23 protein-coding genes are annotated in these 18,386 nt (G+C 42.3%); 11 read left to right on the top strand and 12 right to left on the bottom strand.

The features are described 5' to 3' along the window. The first annotated feature begins 116 nt into the window (after positions 1-116). From prmA to RWP09_RS03750, 4 genes are all read left to right on the top strand, one after another. Positions 117-1,067, top strand: a complete 951-nt coding sequence (gene prmA, locus RWP09_RS03765; RefSeq protein WP_314434204.1) for a 50S ribosomal protein L11 methyltransferase — start codon at positions 117-119, stop codon at positions 1,065-1,067. 1 nt (position 1,068) lies between these two features. Beyond that, positions 1,069-1,812: a 16S rRNA (uracil(1498)-N(3))-methyltransferase gene (locus RWP09_RS03760; protein WP_314434202.1), complete on the top strand. Its 744-nt coding sequence runs from the start codon at positions 1,069-1,071 to the stop codon at positions 1,810-1,812. Positions 1,813-1,822: 10 nt separating this feature from the next. After that, positions 1,823-3,619, top strand: coding sequence for an oligoendopeptidase F (gene pepF / locus RWP09_RS03755; protein ID WP_314434200.1), 1,797 nt, complete (start codon positions 1,823-1,825; stop codon positions 3,617-3,619). Positions 3,620-3,865: 246 nt separating this feature from the next. Then, on the top strand, positions 3,866-4,657 hold the full coding sequence (locus RWP09_RS03750; RefSeq protein ID WP_314434198.1) for a DUF2785 domain-containing protein: 792 nt from the start codon (positions 3,866-3,868) through the stop codon (positions 4,655-4,657). Between the two features lie 107 nt (positions 4,658-4,764). Here the strand turns inward: RWP09_RS03750 and RWP09_RS03745 are convergent, their stop codons facing one another. Next, entirely contained in the window at positions 4,765-5,529 is a 765-nt protein-coding gene (locus RWP09_RS03745) for a (S)-acetoin forming diacetyl reductase (RefSeq protein WP_060805754.1), read from the bottom strand. A 254-nt stretch (positions 5,530-5,783) separates the two neighbouring features. Here RWP09_RS03745 and RWP09_RS03740 point away from each other — a divergent pair, with 254 nt between their 5' ends. Then, positions 5,784-6,452 (top strand): MIP/aquaporin family protein, encoded by a 669-nt coding sequence (locus RWP09_RS03740; protein ID WP_314434195.1) that lies wholly within the window; start codon positions 5,784-5,786, stop codon positions 6,450-6,452. Between the two features lie 57 nt (positions 6,453-6,509). On the opposite strand, the gene queF is transcribed toward RWP09_RS03740, so the two are convergent. From queF to RWP09_RS03705, 7 genes are all read right to left on the bottom strand, one after another. After that, positions 6,510-7,001, bottom strand: a complete 492-nt coding sequence (gene queF, locus RWP09_RS03735) for a preQ(1) synthase (protein ID WP_314434193.1) — start codon at positions 6,999-7,001, stop codon at positions 6,510-6,512. An 18-nt stretch (positions 7,002-7,019) separates the two neighbouring features. After that, positions 7,020-7,736 (bottom strand): 7-carboxy-7-deazaguanine synthase QueE, encoded by a 717-nt coding sequence (gene queE, locus RWP09_RS03730; RefSeq protein ID WP_261036787.1) that lies wholly within the window; start codon positions 7,734-7,736, stop codon positions 7,020-7,022. Continuing rightward, the gene (gene queD, locus RWP09_RS03725; protein ID WP_314434190.1) at positions 7,729-8,172 is read right to left on the bottom strand and encodes a 6-carboxytetrahydropterin synthase QueD; all 444 of its coding nucleotides are present in this window, start codon (positions 8,170-8,172) and stop codon (positions 7,729-7,731) included. Before queD ends, queE begins: the two co-directional genes overlap by 8 nt. Then, positions 8,172-8,825, bottom strand: a complete 654-nt coding sequence (gene queC / locus RWP09_RS03720) for a 7-cyano-7-deazaguanine synthase QueC (protein ID WP_314434188.1) — start codon at positions 8,823-8,825, stop codon at positions 8,172-8,174. The genes queD and queC overlap by 1 nt, the downstream gene beginning before the upstream one ends. 201 nt (positions 8,826-9,026) lie before the next feature. Further along, the gene (gene trxA / locus RWP09_RS03715) at positions 9,027-9,341 is read right to left on the bottom strand and encodes a thioredoxin (RefSeq protein WP_001029581.1); all 315 of its coding nucleotides are present in this window, start codon (positions 9,339-9,341) and stop codon (positions 9,027-9,029) included. A 16-nt stretch (positions 9,342-9,357) separates the two neighbouring features. Then, on the bottom strand, positions 9,358-9,579 hold the full coding sequence (locus tag RWP09_RS03710; RefSeq protein ID WP_000570253.1) for a DUF4649 family protein: 222 nt from the start codon (positions 9,577-9,579) through the stop codon (positions 9,358-9,360). 99 nt (positions 9,580-9,678) lie between these two features. Further along, the gene (locus RWP09_RS03705) at positions 9,679-10,059 is read right to left on the bottom strand and encodes a MarR family transcriptional regulator (protein ID WP_314434185.1); all 381 of its coding nucleotides are present in this window, start codon (positions 10,057-10,059) and stop codon (positions 9,679-9,681) included. A gap of 282 nt (positions 10,060-10,341) precedes the next feature. Here RWP09_RS03705 and RWP09_RS03700 point away from each other — a divergent pair, with 282 nt between their 5' ends. Both RWP09_RS03700 and RWP09_RS03695 read left to right on the top strand, forming a co-directional pair. Continuing rightward, positions 10,342-10,716 (top strand): CidA/LrgA family protein, encoded by a 375-nt coding sequence (locus tag RWP09_RS03700; protein ID WP_314434183.1) that lies wholly within the window; start codon positions 10,342-10,344, stop codon positions 10,714-10,716. Further along, positions 10,713-11,408: an LrgB family protein gene (locus tag RWP09_RS03695; protein WP_314434181.1), complete on the top strand. Its 696-nt coding sequence runs from the start codon at positions 10,713-10,715 to the stop codon at positions 11,406-11,408. The genes RWP09_RS03700 and RWP09_RS03695 overlap by 4 nt, the downstream gene beginning before the upstream one ends. A 51-nt stretch (positions 11,409-11,459) precedes the next feature. Here RWP09_RS03695 and RWP09_RS03690 read toward each other — a convergent pair whose 3' ends face one another. From RWP09_RS03690 to RWP09_RS03675, 4 genes are all read right to left on the bottom strand, one after another. Further along, positions 11,460-13,007 (bottom strand): ABC transporter ATP-binding protein, encoded by a 1,548-nt coding sequence (locus RWP09_RS03690; protein ID WP_314434179.1) that lies wholly within the window; start codon positions 13,005-13,007, stop codon positions 11,460-11,462. Positions 13,008-13,145: 138 nt separating this feature from the next. Continuing rightward, the gene (locus RWP09_RS03685; protein ID WP_057517360.1) at positions 13,146-13,913 is read right to left on the bottom strand and encodes a hypothetical protein; all 768 of its coding nucleotides are present in this window, start codon (positions 13,911-13,913) and stop codon (positions 13,146-13,148) included. Positions 13,914-13,928: 15 nt separating this feature from the next. Next, a complete protein-coding gene (locus RWP09_RS03680; RefSeq protein ID WP_000054197.1) occupies positions 13,929-14,624 on the bottom strand; it encodes an ABC transporter ATP-binding protein in 696 nt (231 codons plus the stop codon). A 4-nt stretch (positions 14,625-14,628) separates the two neighbouring features. Further along, entirely contained in the window at positions 14,629-14,994 is a 366-nt protein-coding gene (locus tag RWP09_RS03675; protein ID WP_000119150.1) for a GntR family transcriptional regulator, read from the bottom strand. A gap of 139 nt (positions 14,995-15,133) precedes the next feature. Here RWP09_RS03675 and nrdR point away from each other — a divergent pair, with 139 nt between their 5' ends. Genes nrdR through RWP09_RS03655 form a run of 4 tightly spaced genes read left to right on the top strand, consistent with a single transcriptional unit; the run spans position 15,134 to position 18,384 of the window. Then, positions 15,134-15,607, top strand: a complete 474-nt coding sequence (gene nrdR / locus RWP09_RS03670) for a transcriptional regulator NrdR (protein ID WP_001203672.1) — start codon at positions 15,134-15,136, stop codon at positions 15,605-15,607. Next, positions 15,608-16,777, top strand: a complete 1,170-nt coding sequence (locus RWP09_RS03665) for a replication initiation and membrane attachment family protein (RefSeq protein WP_314434175.1) — start codon at positions 15,608-15,610, stop codon at positions 16,775-16,777. It abuts the gene before it with no gap. Continuing rightward, positions 16,778-17,674, top strand: a complete 897-nt coding sequence (gene dnaI / locus RWP09_RS03660; protein WP_042900503.1) for a primosomal protein DnaI — start codon at positions 16,778-16,780, stop codon at positions 17,672-17,674. It abuts the gene before it with no gap. Beyond that, positions 17,671-18,384: an NADPH-dependent oxidoreductase gene (locus RWP09_RS03655; RefSeq protein WP_314434172.1), complete on the top strand. Its 714-nt coding sequence runs from the start codon at positions 17,671-17,673 to the stop codon at positions 18,382-18,384. The genes dnaI and RWP09_RS03655 overlap by 4 nt, the downstream gene beginning before the upstream one ends. Positions 18,385-18,386: the final 2 nt, after the last annotated feature.

Below are 18,386 nucleotides of genomic sequence, written 5' to 3'. Positions count from 1 at the left end.
TCTAAACTGAACCCGCCCTAAACACGGTACCAAAAAGATAAACTTCTCTTAGATACAAACGTCTTCAGAGAGTTTCCTATTTTGGCTTTGTGTTTTACGGGCTTGGTATCTTAATAATGGAAACATGGCAAGAGTTAAAAGTTACAGTGAAGCGTGAGGGGGAGGAGTTGGTTTCCAATCTCTTGATTGAGTTAGGTGCCCAAGGTGTTGCGATTGAAGACAGCATGGACTATGTGGGAAATGTTGACCGCTTCGGTGAAATTTTCCCAGAGGTTGAGCAGCAAGAAGAAATCGTAGTGACAGCCTACTATCCTGATACGGTTGATGTGGCAGTGGTTGAGGCAGACTTGCAGGCTCGCCTAGCAGAATTGACAGATTTTATGGATTTGGGTGAGGTCAAGATGGGGACGACTGCCTTGGCTGAGGAAGACTGGGCAGACAACTGGAAGAAATATTATGAACCTGCTCGCATTACTCATGACTTGACCATCGTGCCGTCCTGGACAGACTATGAGGCGACTGCGGGAGAAAAGATTATCAAGCTGGATCCAGGAATGGCTTTTGGTACTGGGACCCATCCAACGACCAAAATGAGCCTTTTTGCCTTGGAGCAGGTCCTTCGTGGTGGAGAAACAGTGCTAGATGTGGGGACTGGTTCAGGAGTTCTTTCTATTGCTAGCTCGCTTCTGGGTGCCAAAGAAATTTTTGCCTACGACCTAGATGATGTGGCAGTTCGGGTTGCTCAGGAAAATATTGAGCTAAACTCTGGCATGGAAAATATCCATGTAGCAGCAGGAGACTTGCTTAAGGGAGTTGAGATTGAGGCAGATGTGATTGTAGCTAATATCTTGGCGGATATCCTCATTCATCTGACGGATGATGCTTATCGCTTGGTCAAGGATGAAGGCTACCTCATCATGAGTGGAATTATTAAGGACAAGTGGGACATGGTGCGCGAGTCGGCTGAGTCAGCTGGATTTTTCCTTGAAACTCACATGGTTCAAGGGGAATGGAATGCCTGTGTCTTTAAGAAAACCAAGGATATTTCTGGTGTGATTGGAGGCTAGCATGCAACAGTATTTTGTCAAAGGCAGTGCTATCTCCCCTGTCACCATTGAGGACAAGGAGACCAGCAAGCATATGTTTCAAGTTATGCGCTTGAAAGAAGATGATGAGGTGACCTTAGTCTTTGATGATGGTATCAAGCGTTTGGCGCGCGTGCTGGATGTGGAAGCCCGTCAGTTTGAGTTGGTCCAAGAATTGGCTGACAATGTGGAACTGCCAGTCCAAGTGACCATTGCATCCGGCTTTCCCAAGGGGGACAAGCTGGAGTTTATCACTCAAAAAGTAACCGAACTGGGTGCCAGCCAGATTTGGGCCTTCCCTGCTGATTGGTCGGTCGCCAAATGGGATGGCAAGAAATTGGGTAAAAAGGTTGAAAAACTAGAAAAAATCGCTCTTGGAGCAGCAGAACAAAGCAAGCGAAATCGTATCCCAAGTATCCAGCTTTTTGAAAAGAAAGCAGACTTTCTAGCTCAGTTTGACCAGTTTGACTCTATCATAGTGGCCTATGAAGAATCAGCAAAAGAGGGAGAAGCCACTGCGCTCTTACAAGCGGTCTATGGTCTTGAAAAAGGAGCCAAATTGCTCTTTATATTTGGACCAGAAGGCGGTCTGTCACCTGCGGAAATTGAAAGTTTTGAAGCCAAAGGAGCTGTTTTGGCAGGACTTGGCCCTCGCATTTTGCGAGCAGAAACAGCACCACTTTACGCCTTATCAGCCCTTAGTGTTTTATTAGAATTAGAGAAATAAGAGGAAGAAAATGGAACAAAAACACCGTTCAGAGTTTCCAGAGAAGGAACTTTGGGATTTAACCGCCCTATATCAAGACCGTGAGGATTTCTTGCGTGCAATCGAGAAAGCTCGCGAAGACATCAACCAGTTTAGCCGTGATTACAAGGGCAATCTTCATACTTTTGAGGATTTTGAAAAGGCCTTTGCGGAATTGGAACAAATCTACATTCAGATGAGCCATATTGGTAACTATGGTTTTATGCCGCAGACGACAGATTATAGCAATGACGAATTTGCTAACATTGCCCAAGCTGGGATGGAATTTGAAACAGATGCCAGTGTAGCCTTGACCTTCTTTGACGATGCCTTGGTGGAAGCTGATGAGGAAGTTTTGGACCGTTTGGGTAAATTGCCTCATTTGACGGCGGCCATTCGTCAGGCCAAAATCAAAAAAGCCCACTATCTAGGGGCTGATGTGGAGAAGGCCTTGACCAATCTTGGTGAAGTTTTCTACAGTCCGCAGGATATTTACACTAAGATGCGAGCTGGGGATTTCGAAATGGCTGACTTTGAAGCTCATGACAAGACCTACAAAAACAGCTTTGTGACCTATGAAAATTTCTACCAAAACCATGAGGATGCTGAGGTTCGTGAGAAATCTTTCCGTTCCTTCTCAGAAGGTCTTCGTAAGCACCAAAATACGGCTGCGGCAGCCTATCTAGCCCAAGTCAAGTCTGAAAAACTCTTGGCTGATATGAAGGGCTACGACTCAGTCTTTGATTATCTTCTGGCTGAGCAAGAAGTGGACCGTACTATGTTTGATCGTCAGATTGACCTTATCATGAAGGATTTTGCGCCCGTTGCCCAGAGATATCTCAAGCATGTTGCCAAGGTCAATGGTCTTGAAAAGATGACCTTTGCAGACTGGAAATTGGACTTGGATAGCGCCCTCAATCCTCAAGTGACTATTGAAGATGCCTATGACTTAGTTATGAAGTCGGTAGAACCTTTGGGGCAGGAATATTGTCAGGAAGTTGCTCGCTATCAAGAAGAGCGCTGGGTGGACTTTGCTGCTAACAGTGGCAAGGATTCTGGAGGTTATGCGGCGGATCCATATCGCGTGCACCCTTATGTCCTCATGAGCTGGACAGGCCGTTTGAGCGATGTCTATACCTTAATTCATGAAATCGGGCATTCTGGTCAATTCATCTTTTCAGATAATCATCAAAGCTACTTCAACGCCCACATGTCGACTTACTATGTCGAAGCGCCGTCGACCTTCAATGAATTGCTTTTAAGTGATTACTTGGAGCACCAATCTGATGACCCACGTCAAAAACGCTTCGCTCTGGCTCACCGTTTGACAGACACCTACTTTCATAACTTTATCACTCACCTTTTGGAAGCAGCCTTACAGCGCAAGGTTTATACATTGATTGAAGAAGGAGAAACTTTCGGAGCAAGCAAACTCAACAGCATTATGAAGGAAGTTTTGACCGATTTCTGGGGAGATGCCATTGAAATCGATGATGATGCGGCTTTGACTTGGATGCGCCAAGCTCACTACTACATGGGCTTGTATAGTTACACCTACTCAGCTGGACTTGTGATTTCGACTGCTGGTTACCTTCATCTAAAAAATTCAGAAACCGGAGCTGAAGACTGGCTCAAACTTCTCAAATCAGGTGGTAGCAAGACACCACTTGAGTCAGCTATGATTATTGGTGCTGATATTTCAACAGATAAACCACTCCGTGATACAATCCAATTCTTGTCTGACACAGTTGACCAGATTATCGCCTACAGTGCCCAGTTGGGAGAGTAGGGGAATAGAGAGCTTGTTCTAGAATGATGTTTATGAGCTTGTTAAGCGTCATTCTATTTGTTTTAGCTGTAGCTATTTTCAAACACGCCGTTGAAGGTCGTGATGTTAAATTTAAACTTGCTGTAGAGTTGATATTGATAGTTATTTACTTCATTGTATATCAGATTGTGTTTAATTGAGAATTCAATATTAAGTCATTTAAGGCTGGTTTTTTGAACAGCTGCTAGAAATGTAGAGGTATTGACCATGTATCAAGAGTTACTTAGAAAAATAGCAGAAGAAAAACTAAGTTATAACCAGGAAGAAATCCAGTGGTTGCTTGATCATTTGGGAGATTCTTCTCCAGAAATTCGCGATGACCTTGTTTTTACAAGCTTTGCTAGAGGGATTCAGGAAGAGCTATTTACACAGGAACAATTTCATTTCATTGCTGAGGAAATTTCATCTGATGGAGGGTTAGATAAAGAGATTGATAAGGTAGGCCTGTCAACCCTTGAACGTTCTTTTAGATCACTTGTTTATGCAAATCTCTTGTCTGCAGATGCCAACCAGCAATCGGTTTTTTATCAGGGATTAAATGCAGGAATTCGTAATGTCCTTTTAAATCAAGGTTTGTATTATCTTTCAAAAGAAAAGGATACAACGGGTTTTTCAAGTCAGTATGGTTGGGTTCATGCTTTTGCACATGGAGCCGATTTACTGACAGAGGTGGTTTGCCATCCAGACTTTCCTAAAAACAGAATTCATGAAGTATTTGAGATACTTGGCCAACTATTTAAAAGAATTTCGATTCGCTTTACAGATGATGAGGATTGGCGTTTAGCAAGAGTACTTTATGAACCGATTTTAAAAAGGAAGTTAGCGCAAGAGCAAGTAGCTTCTTGGATAAAAGCTGTTGACTTTCCGATAGAAGAAAGGGAGGATTTTTACAAATTTTCCAACTTTAGATCTTGTCTGTTGGAAGTCTATGTCCAACTTGACCAGAGAAATAGTTTACAAGATGACTTGAAAGAAGCTATCCAGTCTTTTCAATACTAGGGATAAGCTAATATTACTTATTGAAAGAGTTTCTATTGTATTCTCCTAACTAATAATGAAAACTAATAAAAGAGGTTGAATCATTTTCCAACCTCTTTTTGTGTATCTTAATGGAATTGCATACCACCATCAACGATAATGGTTTGTCCTGTAATGTAGTTTGAATCTGGTCCTGCAAGGAAGCTGACGGCTGCAGCCACATCTTCTGGTTCAGATAGACGTTTTAGGGTAATATCTTTTGCAAATGTCTGCATACCCCACTCGTCATCTTTTCCTGCATTTTTACCAACTTCATGAGCGATGTCGTACATCATTGGTGTTTTCACAATACCTGGTGCGTAGGCGTTAACAGTGATGCCTGAGTCTGCTAAATCACGTGCTAATGTTTGCGTAATTCCACGAACAGCAAATTTGGTTCCACCATAAACAGTTAGATTTGGATTACCGACTACTCCGGCTTGAGAGGTTGCGTTGATAATTTTACCTCCGTGGCCAAGTGCTTTAAATTGCGCTTGTGCAGCTTGTGAACCCCAAATGACACCACCAACGTTGATACCGAAAGTGCGTGTAAATTGTTCCTCAGTAATTGTATCAAGAGGAGTAGTTGGAGCAACACCAGCGTTATTTACGACAACATTCAAATCACCAAAATGGTCAACAACTTTTTGAAATGCTTGTGCAACTTCGACCTGTTTCGAAACATCGGCCACGACAGCAAAGGCATTTTCAGCTGATAATTCGGCAACAGCCTTTTCAGCTGTTTCGGGATTGTAGTCTAAGACTCCTACCTTAAAGCCATCTTGAACCAATCGTTTTGCGATTGCAAAACCGATTCCTTGACCTGCACCTGTAACAATAGCAACTTTAGACATATGATTCCTCCTTGGTATCCACGATACCATTCAAACGTTCATAAAAGAACAGCAAAGTTGTAAAATTAGTTCAAATGAGGGATTAAATAACCTATTTGAACTATGTTAATAGTATATACCTTTAGAAAAAATGTTTCAAATAAACACTACCGTTTTTATAGAATTTTATCCTGAAAATTTTCAATCAATTTTCTTGAAACCCTTTCCCTCTTTTGATAGACTAGTATCTAGTTTTTGAAAAAAGGAGAAAGAAAATGAAAAAATTTGTTGCTGAGTTAATCGGTACCTTCATGCTTGTGTTCGTTGGGACAGGAGCTGTTGTTTTTGGAAATGGTCTTGATGGCCTTGGTCACCTAGGGATTGCCTTTGCCTTTGGTCTGGCAATCGTAGTCGCAGCCTACTCAATCGGAACTATTTCAGGTGCTCACTTGAACCCAGCGGTTTCGATCGCTATGTTTGTAAACAAACGTTTGTCATCTTCAGAGCTTGTAAACTACATCCTTGGACAAGTAGTTGGAGCTTTCTTAGCATCTGCTTCTGTCTTCTTCCTCTTGGCTAACTCAGGGATGTCAACTGCTAGTCTTGGTGAAAATGCCTTGGCAAACGGAGTCACTGTCTTTGGTGGTTTCTTGTTTGAAGTCATCGCAACTTTCTTGTTTGTCTTGGTTATCATGACTGTGACTTCAGAAAGCAAGGGCAATGGCGCGATTGCTGGTTTGGTAATCGGTTTGTCCTTGATGGCGATGATTCTTGTGGGATTGAACATTACTGGGCTTTCAGTAAACCCAGCTCGTAGTTTGGCACCAGCTGTTTTGGTAGGTGGTGCAGCCCTTCAACAAGTATGGATTTTCATCCTTGCACCAATCGTTGGTGGAGTTCTTGCAGCCCTTGTTGCTAAAAACTTCCTTGGAACAGAAGAATAATTGAAACTCAAAAAGCCTTGCTCCTCATTTTGAGGAACAGGGCTTTTTCGTATGAGTTTAACGGTTGTCAATTTTCTCTGGGTAGAGGTCGTGTTGAAAGAGGCGTTGTTCTGCCAAACCTTCATACTTAGTTCCAGTCTTACCGTAGTTGTAGTAGGGGTCGATTGAAATGCCACCACGCGGAGTGAATTTTCCCCAGACTTCTAAATAGCGAGGGTCTAGCAAGTTGACCAAGTCTTTCCCGATTGTGTTGATACAGTTTTCGTGAAAATCTCCATGATTTCGGTAGCTAAAGAGGTAGAGTTTGAGGGATTTTGACTCGACACAGAACTTGTCAGGAATGTAGGAAATATAAATCGTCGCAAAGTCTGGCTGAGCAGTGATTGGGCAAAGGGAGGTAAATTCAGGACAGTTAAATTTGATGAAATAGTCATTTTCCACATGACGATTGTCAAAGGATTCCAGGACTTCTGGTTGATATTCGAAAATGTAGTTGGTTTCTTTGTTGCCGAGGAGGCTTAGGTTTTTCATTTCTTCTTGTTGTGACATGATTTTTTCTTTCTAATCTTAAACACCACGTTGATTATCGTAGAGGAGGGTATGCAGTTGAGGAAGGACGCGGACATTGCCCCAGCTATCGTCAGTAGCGACGCGTTCCCAGAGTTCTTTGAGGCGGTCCAGTTGGTCTTGGACAATATTTCCTCTAGCCTTGGGCTCAGGATTTCCTGCTGATAAAAAGAGAACATCTGGTTGGTAGCGTTCTTGTATACCTCTGGCAAAGGCCAAATCGGCATCATCAAAGACAGGGATTTTAAAGGTGACCTTGTCTGGATCCAGTTGGGAAACGATGAAATCCAAGGTCTCAAAGTTGACTTCCATCTTGGATGAAGGAGGTTTGGGACTCAGAGTGACCTGGTCGATGTCTTTCAACCAATTTTGCCATCGGGAGCCTTGGGTTTCAACAGCCAGAGTGACACCACGTTCCTTGAGTTTAGTGACGAGTTCAGCCATGTTGGCTGCTAGGATAGCAGGATTTCCCCCAGATAGGGTTACATAGTCGTAGCTCCCTAATTTATCCAAGGCAGCAATGACTTCGTCAGCTGTCATACGAGTTGGCTTTTCAGAGCCATCCCAGGTAAAGGCAGAATCGCACCAGTCGCAATGGTAGTCGCAACCAGCAGTGCGGACAAACATGGTTTTCTGCCCGATAGCACGGCCTTCGCCTTGAAAGGTTGGGCCAAAAATTTCCAAAACTGGTAGTTTGAGGACACGTTCCCTAGTCATCTAACCACTCCCGTCTAAACTCCGCAAAGGAAGTCGGAGTCTCATAGAGGCGAACGTATTCCAAACGGAGACCACGTTCGTCTGGCAACTCTTGACTCATGGTTTGGAAAATCCAGTAAACCATATTTTCAGCAGTCGTGTTCATATAGGGAAGGGTTTCGTTTAGATAGCGATGATCCAAGTGGGGCTCTAAGTAGTTCTTGTAGATCGCTTTGATATCTCCGAAATCGTAGGTCATGCCACGTTCATCTAAAAATCCACTAACAGCAATCTGCAGATGATAGGTGTGACCATGAAGGGATTTGCATTTTCCCTCATAGTGAAAGAGGTGGTGGGCAGCATCGAAGGTAAACTCTTTTGATACCATGGTTCTGTGAGGATTGTAGACAAGAGACTCTCCAGTTTCCTGTTTGATTTCTTTGGGTGCAAAAAACATTAGGCCTCTCCTTTCTGTGAGAGATAAACATCTAAACCATGTTGACGTAGGTGGCAGGCTGGGCAATCTCCACAGCCACCTCCAATAATTCCGTTGTAGCAGGTTAAGGTCTTTTCACGAACATAGTCAAAGGCACCGAGTTGGTCGGCTAATTCCCAAGTTTCAGCCTTGTCTAGCCACATGAGAGGTGTTTGGATAACAAAGTCGTAATCCATGGCAAGGTTGAGGGTAACATTAAGAGATTTGACAAAGACATCCCGGCAGTCAGGGTAGCCTGAGAAGTCTGTCTCGCAGACACCTGTCACGATGTCTTTAATGCCTCGTTGCTTAGCAAGGACTGCCGCAAAGGACAGAAAGAGGTGGTTGCGACCGTCAACAAAGGTATTGGGAACCTCTCCCTCTTTTTGCTCAATTTCCAGATCAGAGGTCAGGGCATTTTCAGTGATTTGCCCCAACAGAGACATATCTAGGATGTGATGATGAATCCCCTGTTCCTTGGCGATTTCTCTAGCAACTTGAATTTCGAGATGATGACGTTGGCCGTAGGCAAAGGTAACGGCTTCGACCGTTTCATAGTGTTTTTTAGCCCAAAAGAGGCAGGTTGTAGAATCTTGACCGCCGCTAAAGACGACCAAGGCAGATTGACGTTTCATAGTACTCCTTCCAAAATGGGGAATGTTCATAGCACGCAAAAAGCTCCCTTGAGGGAGCTAAAAAATACCAAGTAAAGGTTTTTTTTAGCGATGGCATGTCCCAAACATCGTAATATTCTACATACAGTCTAGCATATTTTTTGAAAAATGGCAAAGGGCAAGAAAAAAGAGACCAAAGCAAGTACTTGGTCTCTAATGTGATTAGCTCAATTCAGCAACGATGGCCTTGATTTGTTCTGCAGTATGAACACCTGCAACTTGTTTGACAACTTGGCCGTCTTTTTTGAAGAGAAGGGTTGGGATAGACATGATACCAAAAGCACGAGCTGTGTTTGGATTTTCATCAACGTCCATTTTAACGATTTTCAAAACATCTTCTGAAAGTTCTTCAGATAATTTGTCCAAGATTGGACCTTGCATACGACATGGACCACACCAAGTTGCCCAGAAGTCTACCAAGACCAAACCGTCTTTAGTTTCTTGTTCGAATGTTGCGTCTGTAATTGCTTTTGCCATTGTATTTCTCCTTTTTTTAGTTATATTGGCTTAAATCTTGTTTCTTGAGATAGAAGAAGATATCTCCATAAGTCCCATGGTAGTCCAAATCATGACCCTTGTAGGTTAATTTTTGGACAGGGTAGTAGTCTGCGACGCCGATAAGGCAAGCTTGTTGTGAACGATCAAAGTCTTCATAAGACTCAAAAGTCACAGTTCTTTCGTTCTTGCTGGCATCTAGATAGGTAATTTCAATCATGTTTAAAACTCCTTTGTTTAATGATGACTTTATTTTACTCCTTGTAAAAGAGAATGTCAAGAAAAATGATTGCGCACGCAACTTTTTTCTAAAATCATCTTAAATCAAGAAATCCAAACCAGTTTCCAAGCTTTCTTCGACAGCCTTCTGTAGAGAGGCCAGTGTCTTTTGTCCATCACTTGTCAGGCAGATAAAGCTAGAACGTCTATCTTGATCACAACACCTGCGACTAAGTAGACCGCAATTTTTGGCTTCCAAGCGAGCCACCATCCTAGAAACAGCGCTCGGGCTCAGATGAAGTTTATCTGGCAGGTCAATCTGGCGGAGAGATTTTTCTTGAGCCAAGTCCAGATAGTAGAGCAGGTAGAACTCTTTCAAGGTCAGACTTTGGTCACTCTGCTGGGTAATGGTCTCTTCCAAGAGACTTTCAATTTCTTTCTGACGACGATTGAAGTCAAACCACTTTTCCAAGTAGGTCATAGTATCTCCTTTCTTTTTAGAGTTATAAATAGAAGAAAGTCCATTCACGGACAGTCTTTGTATCACAAGATGATTGCGCATGCAATAATTATACTACTTTTCAAAAGAGCTGGCAAGAAGGACGCTGGCATCTTTTATCCTAAATCATGCCTGTTTTCACAAGTCAAGAATTGTTTGTATCCCCTTTCCTGTCTAATTTTTATCATCTCTTGTGTGTTTCCTTGAAATTTTCTGAAAAAAGAGTAAACTGGTATGCAAGAAGTCTATTTCGTGGAGTTTAGGATGAAATTATATGTTCAATTAATGATTCTCTTTGTGATTTCTCTAATCGGAGAGGGGATTTCCAGTTTCTTTCATTTGCCTATCCCAGGCAGTATTATCGGTTTGATTATTCTCTTTCTCGCCCTACAATTCAAGTGGCTGAGAACTAGGCATGTCAACATGGTGGGGAATTTCTTGCTGGCCAATATGACCATTCTCTTTTTACCGCCAGCAGTGGGAATCATGGAAAAGTTTGATGTGATTGCTCCCTATCTTTTTCCAATTGTTTTGATTATCTTTTTTGCAGCAGTCATCAATATTATCCTCATAGCCTTGGTGGTTCAGTTTATCAAACGACGGTTTGAGGGAGATTATGAGAAAGGAGATGCCAAATGAGTGAATTTGTTTCCAATCCCCTGTTTGGGCTTGCCCTGTCTATCCTAGCTTATCTAGTAGGAATGCTGATTTACAGACGGTTTCCCCATCCTTTGACAACGCCCTTGCTTTTGTCAGCTGTTTTCATTATCATCTTTCTAAAGGCGACGGGTATTTCTTACCAAGATTACTACCAAGGTGGGGTTTATCTGAACAACTTGATTGTTCCATCGACTGTTGCTCTAGGGATTCCGCTTTATAAGAGTTTTCATCTGATGAAGCACCATGCTCGGAGTATTCTCTTTGGTAGTCTGTTAGCAGTAGTGGTCAATACCTCTTTCACAGCTTTGGTGGCGAAAATATTTGGCATGGACTTTTTCCTAGCCATTTCACTCTTTCCTAAGTCAGTGACAACCGCCATGGCAGTGGGAATCACAGAAAAATTGCAAGGTCTGACGACTGTGACCTTGGTCGTTGTAGTGGCAACTGGGATTTTAACCAGTGTGATCGGCCCAACCCTTTTGAAGTGGTTGAAAATTGACGACCCAGTAGCTGTTGGTCTTTCCCTTGGAGGAACAGGTCACGCAGTTGGAACAGGAACAGCCTTCCGATACGATTCTGTAGCAGGAGCTATGGGTGGTTTGGCTATCGGTGTCACCGGTATTCTCTATGTCTTTGTCAGCCCTATTGTAGCCAGTTTGATATTGAGTTAAAAAGCAAGGAATTCGGATTCCTTGCTTTTTAAAATCGTATGTTATAGACTACTACTTTTCTATGCTTAAATGAATGACTTGGTCATAGTGTTTTAAGTCTTCTTCTGTGTAGTGGTGAATGACTTCAATGACTGTTTGAGGTAGGGAGAAGAGCAAGTCGCTAATTTTTCTGCTATTTTCCGAGTCAAGATTGGCCTTGATTTCATCTGCTAAGATGAGTTGGCTATCATGGTAGAGGGCGCGAGCGATTTCTAGGCGTTGTTTCTCGCCACCAGATAGACTATCATTGCTGAGCGTTCTATTTTCCAAATGTTCTAATCCTGTTTTTTTGAGGATGTGAGTTAAAGTTTCTTCTTTTTTATCCAGTCCTAGAAGGATATTGTCTTCCAGAGATAGTGTGTCAAAGTAATGGCTATCTTGGAGGATATAGGAACTAATGCCCGTGATTTCTTGACGTGATAGCTTTTGACCAGCAAAGCTAATCTGTCCACTTGTCGGTGTCTCTTCTCCATGAATGATATTGAGCAGAGTTGTCTTACCAGAGCCACTTTCCCCGATAATGGCAATTTTTTCTCCTTGCTTGATGTGCATGGAAGTCGGAGACAGGAGGATATTTCCATCTTTTTCTAGGGAGATGGTGTTAAGCTGGATAGGGAAAATGTTTTCTATGCTTCTGGGCGAGATGGAGTTAGACTGGCCCAAAAGTTTTTGGTATTTGTTGAGAAGAGTTCGATTCGCTTTTCGGGTGTTGGTAAAGTAAGCCAACTCTTGGAATTGATAGCCGATATTATGAGAAACCAGATAGATGGCCACAAAACTCGCCGCATCTAAATAATTATAGTAGGTCATAAAGCCACCGATGACGATTGGTGTGACGGAGCAAAAGGCATCGATGCTATTGATCAAGAGACTGTTTAAAGTGCGTTGTTTTTCATAGTTAATTTCGGTATCTAGACTGGTTTGTAATTGCTTTTGATAGCGAGTAAAAAAGTAGTCTTGCCCCTGATAATGGCGAATTTGTTGGCTACCACCAATAAAATTTGTCAAGCTTGCTAAGTAGCTCTGGTTAACAGTGGACTGCTTTTCAGAAAGTGAATCCAAACGTTTTGATCCAATAGCACTGCAGAGTACAGGAAAGGAGTAGAAGAGGATGAAAATCAAACCCAAGTAAAAATTGGTCCATAGGGCATAGAGAATGGACACAGTGGTAAAGCCCAGAGAAGAAATGATGATGACGGTTGGCTCAATATAGCTTTCTTCTAGTTGCTTGACGTCGTTTTCTAGGTCAGACAAAATATCCTTTTCATCAATCTCATAACTGTTTAAAAATCGCTTGAAAATAGCACTCTTGATTCCATATTTGAAATCGGTAATCAAACGAGAGTAGTAATAGCGTTTCCCAGCCAAACCTAGTAAGAGGATGAGATTACCAAGGATTCCTAAAATCAAAACTTTCCAAAGAAGGCCTAGTTCTTGATTGGTAAAACTGGCAACAATATTCTGAACAAGGGCTGGCGTGATAATCGCTTCCAGCCAAGTAATGGCAATAGAAAAGAAGTAAAGTACAAGGTGCTTCTTAGTAACAAATCTTCTCAGCATAAAGAGTTGACCTCCTTATCTATATACATGTAATTAGTTTTAAAGTCATTATACTCCTTTTTATTAAATACTTCATATAAAAATGTAAATCCTGAGGTCGAAAAAAGCCTAGCGAGTTATTGTCGCTAGACTCTAAGATTATTGCAAATTAACCTTATTTCTCAAAATATAGTAGGTTCCGAGATAAAAGATAGCTATGAAAATGAGTTCTTCAACAATGGCTATACCTGCTCCCATATAGAAATGGTCATTGAGTCCTACAAGTGAATTGACATAGAAATTAGAACTAAGATTGAAGAAAAGTTCAATAAATCCAATGACGATTTGGATACCAATGTAGGCTGCAACAGCGAGTGCTGTACGGTATTCATTGAAAAGCTGTCCAATGGAAATAGCCAAGTAGATGCAGAGGATGCTGGAAATGGTATTTAGTAGGAAGGATATACCTGTAAGAAAGATCTGAGGGAGATGTGTTTCTACAAATGTAATCACATAAGAAAGAGGGATCCATTCTGGAACCGTTATGGTCACAATAATAACAGCACTTAGAACTAGGATAGCAGTGCTAATCATCGACCAGATGAAGGCACCGACTAGTTTGGCTGTGATGATATGGTGTTCAGATACTGGAAGGGTCAAAGTCAGATAGCCTTGTCGGTCATAGACACTGCCTTTAAAGCGTTTAATGATTAAGAAAAGAGTTGAAATTCCAAGTGTAATCATCAAGCCACCAAAGACGAGGGCTAGAAAAGTAAGTAAAACAGGTTGGCTTTCTTTGACAGGCAGATTGTTATAGGTCTGTGCTTGTATCCCGATAAGGGCAGAAAGGACTAGCACGGCTGCGTAGAGGGCTAAATACCACTTGTTAACATTTTTAAATTCGTAGCGAACTAAATTCCAAAACATAATAATCTCCTTTGCTTAGGCCTTAAATTCCTGACGGAAGAGCTGGTCAATGGATTCACCAGACTCATAGCGAATATCATCTACATTTCCTTGACGAACGACTTTTCCATCCTTAAGGAAGACAATTTCATCCAAGATTGGCTCGATATCAGAAATCAAGTGGGTAGAAATCAAAACGGTAGAAGTTGGGGAGTAGTTGTTGATAATAGTATTGAGGATATACTCACGGGCTGCTGGGTCCACCCCACCAATGGGTTCATCCAGAACGTAGAGACGAGCATCACGGCTCATAACCAAAATCAGTTGTACCTTTTCCTTGTTTCCTTTTGACAGTTTCTTGAGACGACTATTTTCATCAATACCTAGGTCTGCAAGTAGATGATGGGCGCGTTCAAGATTGAAATCTTTATAGAAGGTCTTGAAGTAGGTTAGGGCTTCTTTGACCTTCATTTGCTCATTGAGATAGGTGGTATCAGGCAAATAAGCTACGATAGCCTTGGTTGCTGGGCTTGGGTCCATGTCGTTGATAAGGACGCGTCCTTGGTCTGGTTGTAAGAGGCCATTGATTAGTTTAATCAGGGTTGTTTTTCCTGAGCCGTTTGGCCCAAGGAGACCAACAATTTTTCCAGCTGGGATGTCAAGAGAAACATTTTCAAGGGCTGGGGTTGCTCCATAAGATTTGGATACATTTTCAAATGCTAGTAATGACATAGGCTTAAACTCCTTTAATATAATCACTGACTACGCCTGGTAGTTCTTCTTTTTCATAGCCAAAATGGGTCATGGAGGAAACGAAGTGTTCCAATTCTTCTTCCGATAATTGTTTGCGCGATTGGGCGATTAGCTCCTTATCCTCAGTCACAAATCGTCCAGTTGTGCGCTTGCTGTAGACAAATCCTTCTCGTTCAAGGTCTGACAAGGCTCTTTGGATGGTGTTTGGATTGACACCGGCCTCGCTAGCTAGCTCTCTTACGGTTGGAAGTTGTTGATTGGGCTCCAGTGTATGGGAAACAATCTGAAGTTTGATTTTCTCCATAATCTGTAAATAGATGGGTTTTTTGTTGTCAAATGTCCAGGACATCTTGGTCTCCTTTCTTTTATCCTTTTGTCTTAATTAAATAATACAACAAAACAAAAAACTTGTCAAGCAAAAAGAAGAATTGTTTTGGGAATCGTTTAAAAAATGGTATAATGAAAAGAAAACGATAAGGAGGGAAAGGATGCGTTGTCCAAAATGTGGGGCTACCAAGTCAAGTGTTATCGATAGTCGCCAAGCAGAAGAAGGGAACACCATTCGTAGAAGACGCGAGTGCGACGAATGCCAGCATCGTTTTACAACCTACGAACGAGTAGAAGAAAGAACCTTAGTGGTTGTTAAAAAAGATGGCACACGGGAACAATTCTCCAGAGATAAAATCTTTAATGGGATTATCCGCTCAGCCCAGAAACGTCCTGTGTCAAGTGATGAAATCAACATGGTAGTCAATCGTATCGAACAGAAACTCCGTGGTCGAAATGAAAATGAAATTCAAAGTGAGGACATTGGTTCACTCGTCATGGAGGAGTTGGCTGAGTTAGATGAGATTACTTATGTACGTTTTGCCAGTGTCTATCGTAGTTTTAAGGATGTCAGTGAGTTAGAGAGCTTGCTCCAACAAATCACCCAGTCCTCTAAAAAGAAAAAGGAAAGATAAATGAAGCCAATTGACCGTTTTTCTTATCTAAAGAATAATCGGGTGTCGCAAGATACCTCGTCTCTGGTACAGTGCTACCTCCCGATTATCGGTCAGGAGGCATTGAGCCTTTATCTTTATACAATCAGTTTTTGGGATAATGGTAGAAAGGAATACCTCTTTTCAAGTATTCTCAACCATCTTAACTTTGGAATGAATAGATTGATAAAATCCTTGAAAATCCTATCTGCTTTCAATCTCTTAACCCTCTATCAAAAGGGGGATGTTTATCAGCTAGCCCTCCATGCTCCTCTTTCAAGTCAAGATTTCTTGGAGCATCCTGTTTATCGCAGACTTTTGGAGAAAAAGATTGGCGATGCCGCTGTGGAGGATTTGAAAGTTGAAAGTGCTGAGGGAGAAGAAATACCTGTCTCACTCAATCAAGTCTTTCCAGACTTGGCAGAACTGGGAAGTCAAGAAGACCTTGGTCTCAAGAAGAAAGTGGCCAACGATTTTGACTTGGACCATTTTCGTCAGCTTATGGCTCGAGATGGGCTTCGTTTTGCGGATGAGCAGTCCGATGTCTTAAACCTCTTTGCCATTGCCGAGGAGAAGAAATGGACTTGGTTTGAAACTTATCAATTGGCCAAGTCAACAGCTGTTTCCCAGGTTATTTCAACCAAACGCATGCGGGAAAAAATCGCTCAAAAACCAGTTTCCTCTGACTTTAGTCCTAAGGAAGCAACCATTATCAAGGAAGCCAAAAGTAAGACTGCCCTGCAGTTCTTGGCAGAAATCAAGCAAACACGCAAGGGAACCATTACCCAAACAGAAAGAGAACTCTTGCAACAGATGGCTGGCTTGGGCTTGCTGGACGAAGTTATCAATATCATTCTCTTATTGACCTTTAATAAGGTGGATTCGGCAAATATCAATGAGAAATATGCCATGAAGGTAGCCAATGACTATGCCTATCAAAAAATTCATTCGGCAGAAGAGGCAGTCTTGCGCATCCGTGAACGTGGGCAAAAGAGTCAGGCTCAAAAAGGCAGTAAACCCAGTCCTGCCAAGTCCAATGTACCCAAGTGGAGCAATCCAGATTATAAGAATGAAACCAGCGAGGAAACTCGTCTGGAACTAGAACGTAAGAAACAAGAACTATTAGCTCGATTAGAAAAAGGAGGAGATTAGATGGAAAGTGTCGGAGACGTACTTAAACGTCAACCTAGCCGTTTTCATTATCAAGATTTGGTACAGAAGATCATGAAGGACCCTGATGTTGCGGCCTTTATCCAGCAAGAATCCCTTACTCCAGAGGAATTGAATCGCAGTATCTCCAAGTTTAATCAATACATCACCGAGAGAGACAAGTTTCTCCGTGGGGATACGGATTATATTGCTAAAGGCTACAAGCCGATTTTGGTTATGAATCATGGCTATGCGGACGTTTCTTACGAAGAAACTCCTGAACTAATCGCAGCGGAAAAAGAAGCGGCTATTAAGAACCGTCTCAAGTTAATCAATCTGCCAGCCAGTCTCAAGAAAGCTAGTTTGGCTCAAGTAGACTTGGATGATTTGGGTCGCTTGCCAGTTTTTGAGAAGCTATTAGCCTTCGTGGAGCAATATCCAGCTATTCGAAAAGGTCTTTATTTATATGGAGACTTTGGTGTGGGTAAAAGTTTCATGGTGGCTGCCCTAGCCCATGATTTATCAGAAAAACGTGGTGTTTCATCTACTCTCCTCCACTATCCTAGTTTTGTCATTGATGTCAAAAATGCTATTGGTGATGGTAATGTCAAGACTTTGGTAGATGAGATAAAACTGTCTGAAGTCCTGATTTTAGATGACATTGGTGCCGAGCAATCAACAGCTTGGGTACGTGATGAAATCCTGCAAGTCATTCTTCAATATCGGATGCAGGAAAATTTACCGACCTTTTTCACCTCCAACTTCAACTTTGAAGAATTGGAGCAGCATTTCGCTAAAGGGAAGCATGGAAATGACGAAACCTGGGAAGCCAGACGCGTCATGGAACGCATCCGTTATTTGGCTGAGGAGACTCGTTTAGAAGGAGTAAACCGTCGATGACAGAAACAATCAAATTAATGAAGGCTCACACTTCAGTGCGCAGGTTTAAAGAGCAAGCCCTTCTTCAGGAAGACTTGACTGAAATCCTGACAGCAGCCCAGATGGCCTCGTCTTGGAAGAATTTCCAATCCTACTCTGTGATTGTGGTACGAAGTCAAGAAAAGAAAAATGCCTTGTATGAATTGGTGCCTCAAGAAGCCATTCGTCAGTCAGCTGTTTTCCTTCTCTTTGTCGGAGACTTGAACCGAGCAGAAAAGGGAGCCCAACTTCATACCGACACCTTCCAACCCCAAGGTGTAGAAGGTCTCTTGATTAGTTCGGTCGATGCAGCTCTTGCTGGACAAAATGCCCTGCTGGCAGCTGAAAGTTTGGGCTATGGAGGTGTCATCATTGGCTTGGTGCGTTACAAGTCAGAAGAAGTAGCAGAGCTTTTTAACCTGCCTGACTATACCTATCCTGTCTTTGGGATGGCACTAGGTTTACCAAATGAAGAACATGAAGTCAAACCTCGCTTGCCATTGAATCAAGTGGTGTTTGAGGAAGAATATCAGGAACAAACAGTTGATGTGATTGAGGCTTATGACCGTGTACAGGCGGACTATGCTGGGGCGCGTGCGACCACAAGCTGGAGTCAGCGCCTAGCAGAACAGTTTGCTCAAGCTGAACCAAGCTCAACTAGAAAAAATCTTGAGCAGAAGAAGTTATTGTAGAA

The sequence above is a fragment of the uncultured Streptococcus sp. genome, assembly GCF_963521255.1.
In the GTDB taxonomy this organism is placed as follows: Bacteria; Bacillota; Bacilli; order Lactobacillales; family Streptococcaceae; genus Streptococcus.
The sequence above is the reverse complement of the archived record's forward strand: the minus strand, read 5'-3'. Positions and strand labels throughout refer to the sequence as shown.

Excerpts from the sequence above, each read along its gene's own strand:
- queF (WP_314434193.1), bottom strand. The coding sequence starts at position 7,001 with ATGTCACAACAAGAAGAAATGAAAAACCTAAGCCTCCTCGGCAACAAA.
- RWP09_RS03745 (WP_060805754.1), bottom strand. The coding sequence starts at position 5,529 with ATGTCTAAAGTTGCTATTGTTACAGGTGCAGGTCAAGGAATCGGTTTT.
- queC (WP_314434188.1), bottom strand. The coding sequence starts at position 8,825 with ATGAAACGTCAATCTGCCTTGGTCGTCTTTAGCGGCGGTCAAGATTCT.
- trxA (WP_001029581.1), bottom strand. The coding sequence starts at position 9,341 with ATGGCAAAAGCAATTACAGACGCAACATTCGAACAAGAAACTAAAGAC.
- queD (WP_314434190.1), bottom strand. The coding sequence starts at position 8,172 with ATGTTTTTTGCACCCAAAGAAATCAAACAGGAAACTGGAGAGTCTCTT.
- RWP09_RS03680 (WP_000054197.1), bottom strand. The coding sequence starts at position 14,624 with ATGTCATTACTAGCATTTGAAAATGTATCCAAATCTTATGGAGCAACC.
- prmA (WP_314434204.1), top strand. The coding sequence starts at position 117 with ATGGAAACATGGCAAGAGTTAAAAGTTACAGTGAAGCGTGAGGGGGAG.
- RWP09_RS03710 (WP_000570253.1), bottom strand. The coding sequence starts at position 9,579 with ATGATTGAAATTACCTATCTAGATGCCAGCAAGAACGAAAGAACTGTG.
- RWP09_RS03655 (WP_314434172.1), top strand. The coding sequence starts at position 17,671 with ATGACAGAAACAATCAAATTAATGAAGGCTCACACTTCAGTGCGCAGG.
- RWP09_RS03665 (WP_314434175.1), top strand. The coding sequence starts at position 15,608 with ATGAAGCCAATTGACCGTTTTTCTTATCTAAAGAATAATCGGGTGTCG.
- RWP09_RS03740 (WP_314434195.1), top strand. The coding sequence starts at position 5,784 with ATGAAAAAATTTGTTGCTGAGTTAATCGGTACCTTCATGCTTGTGTTC.
- RWP09_RS03675 (WP_000119150.1), bottom strand. The coding sequence starts at position 14,994 with ATGTCCTGGACATTTGACAACAAAAAACCCATCTATTTACAGATTATG.
- RWP09_RS03685 (WP_057517360.1), bottom strand. The coding sequence starts at position 13,913 with ATGTTTTGGAATTTAGTTCGCTACGAATTTAAAAATGTTAACAAGTGG.
- RWP09_RS03750 (WP_314434198.1), top strand. The coding sequence starts at position 3,866 with ATGTATCAAGAGTTACTTAGAAAAATAGCAGAAGAAAAACTAAGTTAT.
- RWP09_RS03700 (WP_314434183.1), top strand. The coding sequence starts at position 10,342 with ATGAAATTATATGTTCAATTAATGATTCTCTTTGTGATTTCTCTAATC.
- RWP09_RS03690 (WP_314434179.1), bottom strand. The coding sequence starts at position 13,007 with ATGCTGAGAAGATTTGTTACTAAGAAGCACCTTGTACTTTACTTCTTT.
- RWP09_RS03705 (WP_314434185.1), bottom strand. The coding sequence starts at position 10,059 with ATGACCTACTTGGAAAAGTGGTTTGACTTCAATCGTCGTCAGAAAGAA.
- RWP09_RS03695 (WP_314434181.1), top strand. The coding sequence starts at position 10,713 with ATGAGTGAATTTGTTTCCAATCCCCTGTTTGGGCTTGCCCTGTCTATC.
- queE (WP_261036787.1), bottom strand. The coding sequence starts at position 7,736 with ATGACTAGGGAACGTGTCCTCAAACTACCAGTTTTGGAAATTTTTGGC.
- nrdR (WP_001203672.1), top strand. The coding sequence starts at position 15,134 with ATGCGTTGTCCAAAATGTGGGGCTACCAAGTCAAGTGTTATCGATAGT.
- dnaI (WP_042900503.1), top strand. The coding sequence starts at position 16,778 with ATGGAAAGTGTCGGAGACGTACTTAAACGTCAACCTAGCCGTTTTCAT.
- RWP09_RS03760 (WP_314434202.1), top strand. The coding sequence starts at position 1,069 with ATGCAACAGTATTTTGTCAAAGGCAGTGCTATCTCCCCTGTCACCATT.
- pepF (WP_314434200.1), top strand. The coding sequence starts at position 1,823 with ATGGAACAAAAACACCGTTCAGAGTTTCCAGAGAAGGAACTTTGGGAT.